This window comes from Streptomyces sp. NPDC020681, assembly GCF_044334895.1.
Taxonomy (GTDB): domain Bacteria; phylum Actinomycetota; class Actinomycetes; order Streptomycetales; family Streptomycetaceae; genus Streptomyces.
The window spans coordinates 322,843-336,336 of the sequence record NZ_JBIRTX010000007.1 but is presented as its reverse complement, the minus strand read 5'-3'; the positions used below and the strand labels follow the sequence as shown (position 1 = coordinate 336,336).

The following is a 13,494-nucleotide window of genomic DNA, read 5'->3' as shown; positions in this document are numbered from 1 at the left end:
GCGAACTGTTCACAACTCCCTTGAGCGTGCCCGTTTCTTTCCGATAAGGCGTCAATTGCAGGGCGAGCGCCGATCACCCTTTCGTGTGCTTTTCACCAAAGACCTCAAGGGCCGTCGAAGCCACGCCGACAAAGGATGCGTGAGTACCCTTGCGCACACCATGATGACCGCCCGCCCCGCCGATTCCGGCCTCGTCGGCCCGGGCGAACTCGACCGATACCCCTACGCGGAGTCGCCAGGCGTCGACCGCGTCGGGCCGCCCTCCTGGGACGGCGCCGACACGGAGCTGGGCCGGGTCGGCCGCCGCGCGGCAGGCAGCCGGGGCCGCGGGCTGCACGGCCAACTCGTCCAGCAGCTCGGCCAGATGATCGTTTCCGGCGACCTGGGGGCCGACCGCCCGCTCGTCCCCGAGGAGATCGGGCAGCGCTTCGAGGTCTCCCGGACGGTCGTCCGCGAGTCGCTGCGCGTCCTCGAGGCCAAGGGCCTGGTCAGCGCCCGCCCCAATGTCGGCACCAGGGTCCGTCCGGTCAGTGACTGGAATCTGCTGGACCCCGACATCATCGAGTGGCGTGCCTTCGGCCCGCAGCGTGACGATCAGCGCCGCGAGCTGTCCGAGCTGCGGTGGACCATCGAGCCACTCGCCGCCCGTCTCGCCGCAGGTCACGGCCGTGAGGACGTCCAGCAGCGGCTCGGCGACATGGTCGAGATCATGAGCCACGCCCTCGCTCAGAGTGACGGGATCACCTTCTCCCGTGCCGATGCGGAGTTCCACTCCCTGCTCATCCAGCTCGCCGGAAACCGCATGCTGGAGCACCTCTCGGGCATCGTCGGCGCCGCGCTCCAGGTCTCCGGCGGCCCGGTCACTGGCTGTGACCGCCCTACCGAGGTCTCGCTCGCGCACCACGCCCGGATCGTCGAGGCCCTCGCCGCCGGCGACGCGCACGCCGCCGAGTCCGCCATGCGCCAACTGCTCACCGTCCACCTGGAAGTGGAGCGGGTCGTGCCCGCGCCGCGCGAGCACTGACCGTCGGCCGCGGTCGGGAGTGGTCGGGAAGGACGAGTGCGTACGCATTGTGTGTCGCCGGATTCCATGGGGATCCGGCGGCACGATTGTGTGGTGAACGCCCACTCTGGCCGTTTCGCCGCATATGAGGTGTGACTCGGGCCACGCGGATTGGGCGTAACACTCCTCGAAACAGCGCGATGACCTAAGAGGTGACAGCCGAGGAGGGAATACAGCAGTCGTTCACGACGCTGTGTAGTTCCTAGGTTCCGCCCGCGCCACCGGCACATCCGCAGCTCGGTGGTCGTCGGCTCCGGCCCGATCATGGGTGGGGCCGGAAGCCGTTTTCCATCGTTCCGAGAGGTTGTTCGTGTCGGCCAGCACATCCCGTACGCTCCCGCCGGAGATCGCCGAGTCCGAGTCTGTGATGGCGCTCATCGAGCGGGGAAAGGCTGATGGGCAGATCGCCGGCGATGACGTGCGTCGGGCCTTCGAGGCTGACCAGATTCCGCCAACCCAGTGGAAGAATGTTCTGCGCAGCCTCAACCAGATCCTCGAGGAAGAGGGTGTGACGCTGATGGTCAGTGCCGCGGAGTCGCCGAAGCGCGCCCGCAAGAGCGTCGCAGCGAAGAGCCCGGCAAAGCGCACCGCCACCAAGACCGTCGCGGCCAAGACCGCCACGGCGAAGACTGTCGCGGCCACCGCGGCGCCGACGGCCGAAACCGTCGACGTCCAGGCCGACGACGAGGTCACGGCAACCGCGCCTGCCAAGAAGACGGCCGCCAAGAAGACGGCGGCCAAGAAGACGGCGGCCAAGAAGACCGCCGCCAAGAAGACCGTGGCCGCCAAGAAGACCACGGCGAAGAAGGACGCAGACGAGCCCGCCGAGGGCGAAGAGCCGACCGATGAGGTCCAGCCCGGTGCGAAGGCCGAGGAGGAAGAGGCCGAGGGCGAGAACAAGGGCTTCGTCCTCTCGGACGACGACGAGGACGACGCGCCCGCACAGCAGGTCGCCGTCGCCGGTGCCACCGCCGACCCGGTCAAGGACTACCTCAAGCAGATCGGCAAGGTGCCCCTCCTCAACGCCGAGCAGGAGGTCGAGCTCGCCAAGCGCATCGAGGCGGGCCTGTTCGCCGAGGACAAGCTGGCGAACTCCGACAAGCTGGCGCCGAAGCTCAAGCGCGAGCTGGAGATCATCGCCGAGGACGGCCGCCGCGCCAAGAACCACCTGCTGGAGGCCAACCTCCGGCTGGTCGTCTCGCTGGCCAAGCGCTACACCGGCCGCGGCATGCTCTTCCTGGACCTGATCCAGGAGGGCAACCTCGGTCTGATCCGCGCCGTCGAGAAGTTCGACTACACCAAGGGCTACAAGTTCTCCACGTATGCCACCTGGTGGATCCGGCAGGCGATCACCCGCGCGATGGCCGACCAGGCCCGCACCATCCGTATCCCGGTGCACATGGTCGAGGTCATCAACAAGCTCGCGCGCGTCCAGCGTCAGATGCTCCAGGACCTGGGCCGAGAGCCCACCCCGGAGGAGCTGGCCAAGGAGCTCGACATGACCCCGGAGAAGGTCATCGAGGTCCAGAAGTACGGTCGCGAGCCGATTTCCCTGCACACGCCGCTGGGCGAGGACGGCGACAGCGAGTTCGGTGACCTGATCGAGGACTCCGAGGCGGTCGTCCCGGCAGACGCGGTCAGCTTCACGCTCCTGCAGGAGCAGCTGCACTCGGTGCTCGACACCCTGTCCGAGCGCGAGGCCGGCGTGGTCTCCATGCGCTTCGGTCTCACCGACGGGCAGCCGAAGACCCTGGACGAGATCGGCAAGGTCTACGGCGTGACGCGTGAGCGCATCCGCCAGATCGAGTCCAAGACCATGTCGAAGCTGCGCCACCCGTCGCGTTCGCAGGTCCTGCGCGACTACCTGGACTGAGCGGCTTCCGTACGAGCGGTTCCGATACGCGAGCGGTTCCGATACGTCGGACAGGGCCCGGCCACCCTCTGGGGAGGCCGGGCCTTGCGCGTACGTGCGGTGGGCGCGGGTGCGGACAGCGGCTCGTTGCCTGACCCTGAGTGAACTCTATTCACGCAGAGTCAGGAGGCCCCATGCGTCGTCCCCTTGCCCGAGCCCTGGCAGGGCTGCTGGCCCTGGTTGCCGCCGCGGCCGTGGCGCCGTTCGCATCGCCCGTCCCGGCAGCCGCCGACGGCGTCGTCGTGGGTGGCTTTCAGGTCCGGGCCGCCGACACCCCCTGGGTCGTCGCGCTCTCCAGCCGTGACCGGTTCGGAGGAACGCGTGCCGGCCAGTTCTGCGGCGGTGTCGTGGTCGCGCCGACCAAGGTGATGACGGCCGCCCACTGTCTGAGCCGGACCGTCCTCGGGCAGGAGGTGAACCAGGTCCGGGATCTGCGGGTCATCTCCGGACGCGCCGAGCTGGAGGGTGCGGGCGGCCGGGAGATCGCGGTCACCGACAGCTGGGTCTCGCCGGGGTACGACCCGCTCACGAACAGCTCGGACCTTGCGGTGCTGACGCTGGGGCAGGCGTTGCCCGCCTCCCATGTGGTCCCGCTGGCGGCCGAGGGCGACCCGGCGTACAAGCCCGGGACGAGTGCCACGGTCTACGGCTGGGGGGACACGAGCGGCAACGGCAGCTTTGCCTCCTCGCTGCGTGCGGCTCCTGTGACAGTGCTGGCCGACCAGGCGTGCGGGCTCGCTTATCCGGGCGGTCTCGGCGGGCGCTACGTGGCGTCCACGATGCTCTGTGCGGGAGACCCGCAGGGCGGCCACGACGCCTGCCAGGGAGACAGTGGCGGGCCGCTGGTGGCCCGCGGAAGGCTTGTCGGCCTGGTGTCCTGGGGGAACGGCTGCGGGCAGGCGGACAGCCCCGGGGTGTACACCCGGATCTCGGCGTTCGTCAGGTCGTAGACACCGAAGAGAGCCTTGCTGCCGCCGGGGCAATCGCCCGGGCGGTCACGGTACGAGAGCGGGCGGCAGCCTCTGGTATTCAGAGGCTGCCGCCCGTCGGCCGGTCCTGGACCGGCCTTGTGCTCGTCGGGATGCGAGGTGTCAGTGGTCCTCTTCACCGACGGCCGCCGGCACGGCCGTGAGTCGGTCGGTCTCATCCTGTATTTCCGCGGCGATCTTCTTGAGTTCCGGCTCGAACTTGCGTCCGTGATGGGCGCAGAAGAGCAGTTCACCACCGCTGGTCAAGACGACGCGCAGGTAGGCCTGGGCGCCGCAGCGGTCGCAGCGGTCAGCGGCCGTCAGCGGGCTCGCGGGGGTCAGAACAGTAGTCACGTCGCCTCTTCTCTAGCTCGACGAGCTGTCGTACCAGGGTCAACATCCAACCAGCCCGAAAACGTTCCCGCTCGGGGCTTTTCCTCGAAACTTCTTCCATCAAGGCGGCTGTCTGCTGCCGGTTGGCGGCGAATGAGCCGTATTGCTGTGCTCTACGGATTTCGCGGTTGCTTGTCTCGTTTAGCCCTCCCGGCTGGGTTGCCGGTTGTTCATGAGGACGTGCCCGGAGCCTAAATGGTTCATGCCTGGAAGGGAACGTGATGTACGCGTCACTCCATCGAGGGATCGAACATGTGTGTGAGTCTGGACTAGCATGAAGAATCACGAGGGTGGCGTTACATCGGCTCTACCAGGCCTCGGTACCCTCTGACCGGCGACCGACGCCGGGCCTTTACCCCACGGGGCCACATCTGAAATTCAGCGAGGAGCGAACCGCGTGACCGCCGAAACGTCCGTGCCGTCCAGTGCGGTACTGACCGCAGACCGTGACGGTTCCAACTACACCGCGCGGCACCTGCTCGTACTCGAGGGGCTCGAGGCGGTTCGCAAGCGCCCCGGCATGTACATCGGGTCGACTGACAGCCGCGGTCTCATGCACTGCCTCTGGGAGATCATCGACAACTCTGTCGACGAGGCCCTCGGCGGTTACTGCGACCACATCGAGGTCATCCTGCACGAGGACAGTTCCGTCGAGGTGCGGGACAACGGCCGGGGCATCCCGGTCGACGTCGAGCCCAAGACCGGCCTGTCCGGCATCGAGGTCGTGATGACCAAGCTGCATGCCGGCGGCAAGTTCGGCGGCGGCTCGTACGCCGCCTCCGGCGGTCTGCACGGCGTCGGCGCCTCCGTGGTCAACGCGCTCTCCGCCCGCCTCGACGTCGAGGTCGACCGGAACAGCGCCACGCACTCGATCAGCTTCCGGCGCGGTGTCCCCGGCATCTTCACCGAGCAGGGCCCCGACGCCCCCTTCGACCCGGCGAACGGACTGCTCAAGGGCAAGCGTGTCCCGAAGACCCGCACCGGCACCCGGGTGCGGTACTGGGCGGACCGCCAGATCTTCCTCAAGGACGCCAAGCTCTCCCTGGACCACCTCCACCAGCGCGCCCGCCAGACCGCCTTCCTCGTACCCGGCCTGACCATCGTGGTCCGCGACGAGCGGGACCTGGAGGGCGAGGGCAAGAGCGAGGAGATCTTCCGCTTCGACGGCGGCATCAGCGAGTTCTGCGAGTACCTCGCCCAGGACAAGGCCGTCTGCGACGTGGTGCGGCTGAGCGGTCAGGGCACCTTCAAGGAGACCGTCCCGGTCCTCGACGACCGCGGACACATGACCCCCACCGAGGTCACCCGCGAGCTCGCCGTCGACATCGCGCTGCGCTGGGGCACGGGCTACGACACCACCGTCAAGTCGTTCGTGAACATCATCGCCACGCCCAAGGGCGGCACCCATGTCACCGGCTTCGAGCGCTCACTCACGAAGACGGTGAACGAGGTGCTGCGCTCCGCCAAGATGCTGCGCGTCGCCGAGGACGACATCGTCAAGGACGACGCGCTGGAGGGCATCACCGCCGTTGTCACGGTCCGGCTTGCGGAGCCCCAGTTCGAGGGTCAGACCAAGGAGGTCCTCGGCACCTCGGCGGCCAACAGGATCGTGGCCAATGTCGTCGCCAAGGAGCTCAAGGAGTTCCTGACCTCCACCAAGCGCGACGCAAAGGCGCAGGCCCGGGCGGTGCTGGAGAAGGCCGTCGCTGCCGCGCGGACCCGTATCGCGGCCCGCCAGCACAAGGAGGCGCAGCGCCGGAAGACGGCCCTGGAGTCCTCCTCGCTCCCCGCGAAGCTGGCCGACTGCCGCAGCGACGACGTGGAGCGCAGCGAGCTCTTCATCGTCGAGGGTGACTCCGCGCTCGGCACCGCCAAGCTCGCGCGGAACAGCGAATTCCAGGCGCTGCTGCCGATCCGCGGAAAGATTCTGAACGTCCAGAAGTCGTCCGTCTCGGACATGCTCAAGAACGTCGAATGCGGCGCGATCATCCAGGTCATAGGAGCCGGATCGGGCCGGACCTTCGACATCGACGCCGCTCGCTACGGCAAGATCGTTCTGCTGGTCGACGCCGATGTCGACGGCGCCCACATCCGCTGTCTGCTGCTCACGCTCTTCCAGCGCTACATGCGGCCGATGGTCGAGGCGGGCCGGGTCTTCGCCGCTGTGCCGCCGCTGCACCGGATCGAGCTGAGCCAGCCCAAGAAGGGCCAGGACAAGTACGTGTACACGTACTCCGACAGCGAGCTGCGGCAGACCCTGCTGGAGCTCCAGCGCAAGGGGACCAGGTTCAAGGACTCCATCCAGCGCTACAAGGGCCTCGGCGAGATGGACGCGGACCAGCTGGCGGAGACGACCATGGACCCGCGCCACCGCACCCTGCGCCGGATCAACATCGGTGACCTCGAGTCCTCCGAGCAGGTCTTCGATCTGCTGATGGGCAACGAGGTCGCGCCCCGCAAGGAGTTCATCACCAGCTCGGCGGCGACGCTGGACCGCTCGCGGATCGACGCCTGACGTCCACCCGGGGGTGGAGCCGCCGGCTCCACCCCTGATCCGATCCCGGGCCGGGACCTGCTCCGTAGCATCGAGGGTGACGGAGGAGGACGTGACGTGCGCAGCAGCATGTGGACCGCATGGCCCACCCGGGAAGCGCTGTCCCGCCTTGGCGTGCCGCGAGCCCGTATCGCACTCGACATCGCCCTGCTCGCCGGTCTTGCGACCTGGGCGGTGTACAGCGCGTACGGCTCTGAGGTCTTCCACGGCTGGGGTGCGGTGCTCCCGCCGCTGGGTCTCCTGTGCTGTGCCGCCGCGGTCCTGGGCTTTCACCACACGACCGTCGCCAACAGGCTGGGGCTCTCGATCGGACTGATCGCCGCCATCGGGGTCTTCGGTGCGGGGGCGCTCGCCGCAGGGGCCGAAGTCCCCGCGATGGTGCTGTGGATCACGGCATCCGTGACGGCGGTGGAGCGCCTCCCGCTCGTCGCCGGTCTGGGAACGGTCGCGGTGCTGTCCGTCGCGTTCACGCTGGCCGACGACAGCGAACTCGGCGCCTACTTCACGATCGCCGTGGTGCTGCTCAGCGGCTACGCACTGCGCCTGGACGCTCAGGCCCGGGGTTCCGGATTCCGGCTGCTCGCCCAGGAGCGGGCCGCCCGCGAGGCCGAGGCCACGTCGGCCGCCCTCGCCGAACGGGCCCGTATCGCACGTGAGATACACGATGTCCTCGCGCACAGCCTCTCCGCGCAGCTCGTCCACCTGGAAGCGGCCAGGCTGCAGATCGAGCGGGGACCGGAAGGGCCGTTTCGCGAACAGATCCTGGAGCGGGTCGTCGCAGCGCGGGTGATGGCCCGCGAAGGGCTCGCGGAGACCCGGCAGGCGCTCTCCGCCCTGCGCGGCGAGATGGCGCCCGTCGAGGACTATCTGCGCGAGCTCGCCGTCGCTGACGGCGCGACGACCGATGTGAGCGGCGAGCGGCGGCAGCTGACCGCGGAGGCCTCGCAGGCCGTACGGAGAGTGGCACAGGAGGCGCTGACGAACGCCCGGAAGCACGCGCCGGGTGCCAAGGTGCGGATGCTGCTGGCGTACGGGACCGGTGAAGTGACCCTGGAAATACGGGACTCGGGCACGACCGCGCAGGCCGGTGAGCTCGGCATGTCGGGCGCCGGGTACGGTCTGCTGGGGATGCGCGAACGGGCCGAACTGCTCGGCGGCACCCTGGAGGCGGGACCTGAGGGAGAGGGCTTCGTGGTGCGGCTGCGGGTGCCGGCATGACCGAGCAGAGCGGCATGACCGTGCGGAACGCCAGAGTGATCGTCGCCGACGACCAGGCGGTGGTGCGCGAAGGCATCGTGATGCTTCTGGGGCTGCTGCCCGGCATCGAGGTCGTCGGCTCGGCGAAAGACGGCGAGGAAGCGGTCGCGCTCGTCGCCGAACTTGCCCCCGATGTCGTCCTGATGGACCTGCGGATGCCCCGTTGCGACGGGGTCGAGGCGACCCGGCGTATTCGCGAAGCACACCCCGGCACGCAGATCGTCGTGCTCACCACCTATGCCGACGACGACTCGCTCTTTCCCGCGCTGCGGGCCGGAGCGCGCGGCTATCTCACCAAGGACGCCGACGGCGACGAGATCGTACGGGCCATCCAGGACGTCATGGCCGGTCGCGCCGGGCTCTCGCCGGTCGTCCAGCAGCGGCTGCTGGAGCAGGTCACCTCGGCGCCACCACCGAGCGCGCCGAAGCTGCCCGACGGCCTGACCGCTCGCGAGGGCGAGGTGCTGACCCTGATCGCCGAGGGACTCACCAATACGGACATCGCGCGCAGACTGTACATCTCCACGGCCACCGTGAAGACGCACATCAACAACCTGTTCGCGAAGGCCGATCTGCACGACCGCGCCCAGGCGGTGCGGTACGCCTACCGGCAGGGCCTGGCGCAGCCACCTGGCACAAGCATCACCTGATGGGGTGAAGACCACCGGGAGAAGAGTCCTGGATCTTCCCGCTCTGTCCATCCTTGGGCAGGCGAGCCGAAGCGGCTCGCCTGCCCAAGGAGAGTTGATCGGTGGAGAAGCAGGAAGGGCGGGAAGCGGCGGCCGCACGGCTCGACGACCCGTGGTACGACGCCCTGGCTTCCGGCTGGGGCGAGTTGGACGGCACGGGTGCCCCCGCGCCCGTCGCGTCGCCCGGACCCGCAGTCCCGGACCGGGCACCGAGCGCGGCCGACATCTATCTGGAAGTGCAGCGGAGCACCGCCTTCCAGGAGGTGCGCAGCCGCTATCGCAGGTTCGTGATCCCCACCGTTCTCGCCTTTCTCATCTGGTACTTGGCGTATGTCGTCACGGCGACCGCCGCGCCCGGGCTGATGGCCCGGCCGGTGGCGGGAGCGGTGAATGTGGCGATGGTCGCCGGGCTCGCGCAGTTCCTCACCACCTTCCTGCTGACCTGGGCGTATGCACGGCATGCGCGCCTGTACCGGGACCGGGCCGCGCTCGACCTCCGCTGGACCGTGTTTGAACAGGAACGGGGACAAGAGCTGACGCGGGGGACCGGGCGTTGAGCGGCGACCACCAGACCCTGGCTCTGCTCCTGTTCAGCGCCTTCATCGCGGTCACGCTTGCCATCACCACCTGGGTGAGCCGCAACAGACATGGTTCGGCGGAGGAGTTCTATGCCGGCGGGCGGTTGTTCTCGCCGATGGAGAATGGTTTCGCCATCGCGGGCGACTACATGTCCGCAGCCTCCTTCCTCGGCATCTCCGGGCTGATCGCCCTCTTCGGCTACGACGGAATGCTCTACTCCGTGGGCTTCCTGGTCGCCTGGCTGGTCGTCCTGTTCCTGGTCGCCGAACTCGTGCGCAACTGTGGGCGGTTCACTCTCGCCGACGTCGTGGCGTCACGGATGAGCGAGCGTCCGGTCCGTATCGCGGCGGGAACTTCCTCGGTCACCGTGTCCGTTCTCTATCTGGTGGCGCAGATGGTCGGGGCCGGCAGCCTGGTCGCGCTGCTCCTCGGTGGTACGAGCGAGGCCGCGCGCTCGTGGACCGTGATCGGCGTGGGTGCCCTGATGGTGATCTATGTGTCGTTCGGAGGGATGCGAGCCACCACCTGGATCCAGATCGTGAAGGCCGTGCTGCTGATGGCCGGTGCCATCGCCATGACCGTCCTCGTCCTCGTCCGCTTCCACGGCGACTTCAACCAGCTGCTCACCACCGCTGCCGAACGAAGCGGCCACGGCAAGGACTTCCTCTCGCCCGGCCTCAAGTACGGCGGCGACTGGACCGCGCGATTCGACTTCATCAGCCTCGGTCTGGCCCTCGTGCTGGGCACGGCCGGCCTGCCGCACATCCTGTCCCGCTTCTACACCGTGCCGACCGCGCGGGCCGCCCGCCGCTCGGTCGTCTGGTCGATCGGCCTCATCGGCAGCTTCTATCTGATGACGATCGTGCTCGGCTTCGGCGCCGCGGCCGTGCTCGGCAGCGACGAGGTCCGCGCGTCGAGCGCCGCGGGGAACACCGCTGTGCCGCTGCTCGCCCTGGACCTCGGCGGCGGTGCGGGATCCACCGGAGGCACGGTGCTGTTCGCCGTGGTCGCCGCGGTGGCCTTCGCGACGATCCTGGCCGTCGTCGCCGGCATTACCCTGGCCTCGTCGGCCTCGGTCGCCCACGACCTGTACGCCTCGCTGAAGCGCAAGCGCCGCCGTGCGCCGGGCGGCACGGGCGACAGCGGCGACGAGGCCGCGCATGCGCAGCGCAGCGAGGTCGCCGTCGCACGGGTCGCGTCGGTCGGCATCGGCGTCGCGGCGATCGGGCTCGGCCTGCTCGCCCGCGATCTGAATGTGGCGTTCCTGGTGGGCCTCGCCTTCGCGGTGGCCGCCTCCGCCAATCTGCCCGTACTGCTCTACTCGCTGTTCTGGCGGAACTTCACCACACGCGGTGCGGTCTGGTCGGTCTACGGAGGGCTGATCCCGGCCGTGCTGCTGGTGCTGCTCTCACCGGTGGTCTCCGGCAGTCCGGAGTCGCTCTTTCCCGGGGTCGACTTCCATGTCTTCCCGCTGCAGAATCCTGGCCTGGTCTCGATCCCGCTGGGCTTCCTGGCGGGCTGGATCGGCACGGTGACCTCCCGGGAAGGGCCGGACGAGGCGAAGCACGCGGAGACAGAGGTGCGGGCACTCACGGGTGCGGGCGCGGTCTGAGAAACCGCCGGCCCGAGAACCGACCCGACGCACGCCCCAGTCCCTCGGCAGGTCAGAGACTCGCCGACCAGAGATAGCGGTGTTCCGGCCGGCCCGTCTCGCCGTATCGCAGGCTGAGCCGCACCCGGCTCGTCCGCTCCAGCAGCTTCAGATAGCGCTGCGCGGTCTGCCTGCTCACCCCGGCGCGGTCCGCGATCTCCTGTGTGGACAGCGGGCCTTCCGCGGCCAGCAGCACCTGGCGCACCAGCTCGGCGGTGGTCGGCGAGTGGCCCTTCGGCAGATCGGGGACGACGGAGCCCACGGACAGCGCGCCGAAGATCCGGTCCACCTCCGCCTGTTCCGCCTCGCCGCCGCCTTCCAGGGTGCGGCGCAGCTCCGCGTACGCCTCCAGTTTGGCGCGCAGACCCGCGAAGTTGAACGGTTTCACCAGGTACTGGAGTGCGCCGTGGCGCATCGCGGCCTGGACGGTGGCCACGTCCCGCGCGGCCGTCACCATGATCACGTCTGTCTGGTGGCCGAGCCGGCGCAGTTCCCGTACGACCGCGAGACCGTTGCCGTCCGGCAGATAGTGGTCCATGAGGATCAGATCCACCGGAGTGTCGGCGATACGGGCGAGCGCCTCGGCCGCCGAGTGCGCCTTCGCGGAGACCCGGAAGCCCGGCACCTTCGAGACATAGGCGGCGTTGATCTGTGCGACCCGGACGTCGTCGTCGACCACGAGGACGCCGATCGTGCCGGGGCTCTCGGACCCGGCCGCCTCTGTGCCGGTCATCGTGCCTCCACTGCCGCCGCCAGCCCTGGCTCCGTCAGCTCGGTGAGCGCTTCGGGCAGTACGACGGTGAACTCCGCGCCCCCGCCCGGCCCCTCGCCCACCATGGCGCTCCCGCCCTGCCGCTCGGCGAGCCTGCGCACCAGCGCCAGCCCGAGTCCGCGTTTGCCGTGCGCCGGGAGGTCCTTGGTGGACCAGCCCTCGGTGAAGATCAACTCCCGCTGCTCGGGCGGGACTCCGGGCCCGCTGTCCGAGATCCGCAGCACGGCCGCGCGGCCCTCCGCACGCAAGTCGACCTCGATCTGAGGCTCCTCGGAGCCGGCGGACGCGTCCATCGCGTTGTCCACGAGATTGCCGACGACCGTGACCAGACCGCGCGGGTCCACCAGCCGGTCGGGCAGCAGTGTTCCGGGCGCGATGCGCAGCGAGACACCGCGCTCGGCGGCCACGGTCGCCTTGCCGACAAGCAGCGCGGCGAGCAGCGGATCGTGGACCTTCTCGGTGACCTGCTCCGCCGTGGCCCGGTGCACGCCGATCACCTCGGTCACGAACTCCACCGCCTCCTCGTGCATCTCCAGCTCCAGGAGGCCGAGCAGGGTGTGCATCCGGTTGGCGTGCTCGTGGTCCTGCGCGCGCAGCGCGTCGATCAGTCCCCGGGTGGAGTCCAGCTCCCGGCCGAGCTGCTCCAGTTCGGTGCGGTCACGCAGGGTGGCGACCGCACCGCCGTCGTCCGTCGGCATCCGGTTGGCGATCAGCACCCGGGCGCCGCGAACGGTCACCAGGTCCTCGCCGGTGACGCGACCCGCGAGCACATCGGTGGTCCGGCCGCCGCCCAGCACCTCGTCCAGCGGCCGTCCCCTCACATCGGAGCCCAGGCCGAGCAGCCGCTCTGCTTCGTCGTTCATCAGCCGGATCCTGCCCGCCGCGTCGAGTGCCACGACACCCTCACGGATGCCGTGCAGCATCGCCTCGCGTTCGGCCAGCAGCGCGGAGATGTCGGAGAAGGCCAGGTCGTGGGTCTGCCGCTGGAGCCTGCGGGAGATGAGATAGGCGGCCAGCGCGCCGACGGCCAGCGCCCCGCCCGCGTACAGCAGAAGCCCCGGGATGGCGGCCAGCAGCCTGGCCCGCACGCTGTCGTACTCGATTCCCACCGACACCGCGCCGACGATCGTGCCGTCGTCGTCGCGCAGCGGAACCTTTCCGCGCGCGGAACGGCCGAGCGTGCCGCTGTCGATCTCCATGACGTCCTTGCCCGCGAGCGCCTCGCTGGGGTCGGTGGAGACGACCCGGCCGATCTGCTCCGGCGACGTGTGGGACCAGCGCACTCCGCGCCGGTCCATGATCACCACGTACTCGGCGCCGGTGGCACGCCGGATCCGCTCGGCCTCTGCCTGGACAGGACCGCCGGGCGTCGGCCGTGAACCGGTGAGCTCGTCGGCGACGTCCGTCGACGCGGTGGTCTCGGCGATGGCGAGCGCCCGGCGCATCGCCTGATCGTCGAGCTGTGAGCTGAGCGGTGCAAGGAAGAGGCCGGTGGCCAGCACTGTGACACCGGTGGCGATGGCCAGCTGCATGAGCAGGACCTGTGAGAAGACCCGCTGCGGCCAGCCGAACCGCCGGCGTCGGGCCGGAGCGGGTTCGGGGCTCATACCCAGGAACGGTAGAGGCCGGGCGGCCCTTTCCGAAATTCCCTGTTCC

General features: G+C 69.2%; 11 protein-coding genes. 8 read left to right on the top strand and 3 right to left on the bottom strand.

The window, feature by feature from the left end; all coding sequences use genetic code 11:
• Nucleotides 1-139: 139 nt before the first annotated feature.
• The 3 genes from ACH4YL_RS19765 to ACH4YL_RS19755 all read left to right on the top strand — a co-directional run bounded on the left by ACH4YL_RS19765 (nucleotide 140) and on the right by ACH4YL_RS19755 (nucleotide 3,925).
• Complete coding sequence (locus tag ACH4YL_RS19765) at nucleotides 140-1,024, top strand: FadR/GntR family transcriptional regulator (RefSeq protein ID WP_398508658.1); 885 nt, start codon at nucleotides 140-142, stop codon at nucleotides 1,022-1,024.
• Nucleotides 1,025-1,373: 349 nt separating this feature from the next.
• Nucleotides 1,374-2,936 carry an RNA polymerase sigma factor gene (locus tag ACH4YL_RS19760; RefSeq protein ID WP_398508657.1) on the top strand — a complete coding sequence of 521 codons (1,563 nt, stop codon included), beginning with the start codon at nucleotides 1,374-1,376 and terminating at the stop codon, nucleotides 2,934-2,936.
• Between the two features lie 173 nt (nucleotides 2,937-3,109).
• Nucleotides 3,110-3,925, top strand: coding sequence for a serine protease (locus tag ACH4YL_RS19755; RefSeq protein ID WP_398508656.1), 816 nt, complete (start codon nucleotides 3,110-3,112; stop codon nucleotides 3,923-3,925).
• A gap of 141 nt (nucleotides 3,926-4,066) precedes the next feature.
• Here ACH4YL_RS19755 and ACH4YL_RS19750 read toward each other — a convergent pair whose 3' ends face one another.
• Entirely contained in the window at nucleotides 4,067-4,297 is a 231-nt protein-coding gene (locus ACH4YL_RS19750) for a hypothetical protein (protein ID WP_398508655.1), read from the bottom strand.
• Between the two features lie 436 nt (nucleotides 4,298-4,733).
• Between ACH4YL_RS19750 and ACH4YL_RS19745 the strand changes: the two genes are divergently transcribed.
• From ACH4YL_RS19745 to ACH4YL_RS19725, 5 genes are all read left to right on the top strand, one after another.
• Nucleotides 4,734-6,851 (top strand): type IIA DNA topoisomerase subunit B, encoded by a 2,118-nt coding sequence (locus tag ACH4YL_RS19745; RefSeq protein ID WP_398508654.1) that lies wholly within the window; start codon nucleotides 4,734-4,736, stop codon nucleotides 6,849-6,851.
• Nucleotides 6,852-6,947: 96 nt separating this feature from the next.
• Nucleotides 6,948-8,108: a sensor histidine kinase gene (locus ACH4YL_RS19740; RefSeq protein WP_398508653.1), complete on the top strand. Its 1,161-nt coding sequence runs from the start codon at nucleotides 6,948-6,950 to the stop codon at nucleotides 8,106-8,108.
• Nucleotides 8,105-8,797 (top strand): response regulator, encoded by a 693-nt coding sequence (locus tag ACH4YL_RS19735; protein ID WP_398508652.1) that lies wholly within the window; start codon nucleotides 8,105-8,107, stop codon nucleotides 8,795-8,797. Before ACH4YL_RS19740 ends, ACH4YL_RS19735 begins: the two co-directional genes overlap by 4 nt.
• 101 nt (nucleotides 8,798-8,898) lie before the next feature.
• The gene (locus tag ACH4YL_RS19730) at nucleotides 8,899-9,393 is read left to right on the top strand and encodes a DUF485 domain-containing protein (RefSeq protein ID WP_398508651.1); all 495 of its coding nucleotides are present in this window, start codon (nucleotides 8,899-8,901) and stop codon (nucleotides 9,391-9,393) included.
• Complete coding sequence (locus tag ACH4YL_RS19725) at nucleotides 9,390-11,027, top strand: cation acetate symporter (protein ID WP_398508650.1); 1,638 nt, start codon at nucleotides 9,390-9,392, stop codon at nucleotides 11,025-11,027. Before ACH4YL_RS19730 ends, ACH4YL_RS19725 begins: the two co-directional genes overlap by 4 nt.
• A gap of 52 nt (nucleotides 11,028-11,079) precedes the next feature.
• Here the strand turns inward: ACH4YL_RS19725 and ACH4YL_RS19720 are convergent, their stop codons facing one another.
• Both ACH4YL_RS19720 and ACH4YL_RS19715 read right to left on the bottom strand, forming a co-directional pair.
• Complete coding sequence (locus ACH4YL_RS19720; RefSeq protein WP_398508649.1) at nucleotides 11,080-11,799, bottom strand: response regulator; 720 nt, start codon at nucleotides 11,797-11,799, stop codon at nucleotides 11,080-11,082.
• Nucleotides 11,796-13,445: an ATP-binding protein gene (locus ACH4YL_RS19715; protein WP_398508648.1), complete on the bottom strand. Its 1,650-nt coding sequence runs from the start codon at nucleotides 13,443-13,445 to the stop codon at nucleotides 11,796-11,798. The genes ACH4YL_RS19720 and ACH4YL_RS19715 overlap by 4 nt, the downstream gene beginning before the upstream one ends.
• Nucleotides 13,446-13,494 lie beyond the last annotated feature (49 nt).

Bases quoted from the DNA above. Each gene is read 5' to 3' on its own strand.
- ACH4YL_RS19755 (WP_398508656.1), top strand. From the start codon at position 3,110: ATGCGTCGTCCCCTTGCCCGAGCCCTGGCAGGGCTGCTGGCCCTGGTT.
- ACH4YL_RS19735 (WP_398508652.1), top strand. From the start codon at position 8,105: ATGACCGAGCAGAGCGGCATGACCGTGCGGAACGCCAGAGTGATCGTC.
- ACH4YL_RS19720 (WP_398508649.1), bottom strand. From the start codon at position 11,799: ATGACCGGCACAGAGGCGGCCGGGTCCGAGAGCCCCGGCACGATCGGC.
- ACH4YL_RS19715 (WP_398508648.1), bottom strand. From the start codon at position 13,445: ATGAGCCCCGAACCCGCTCCGGCCCGACGCCGGCGGTTCGGCTGGCCG.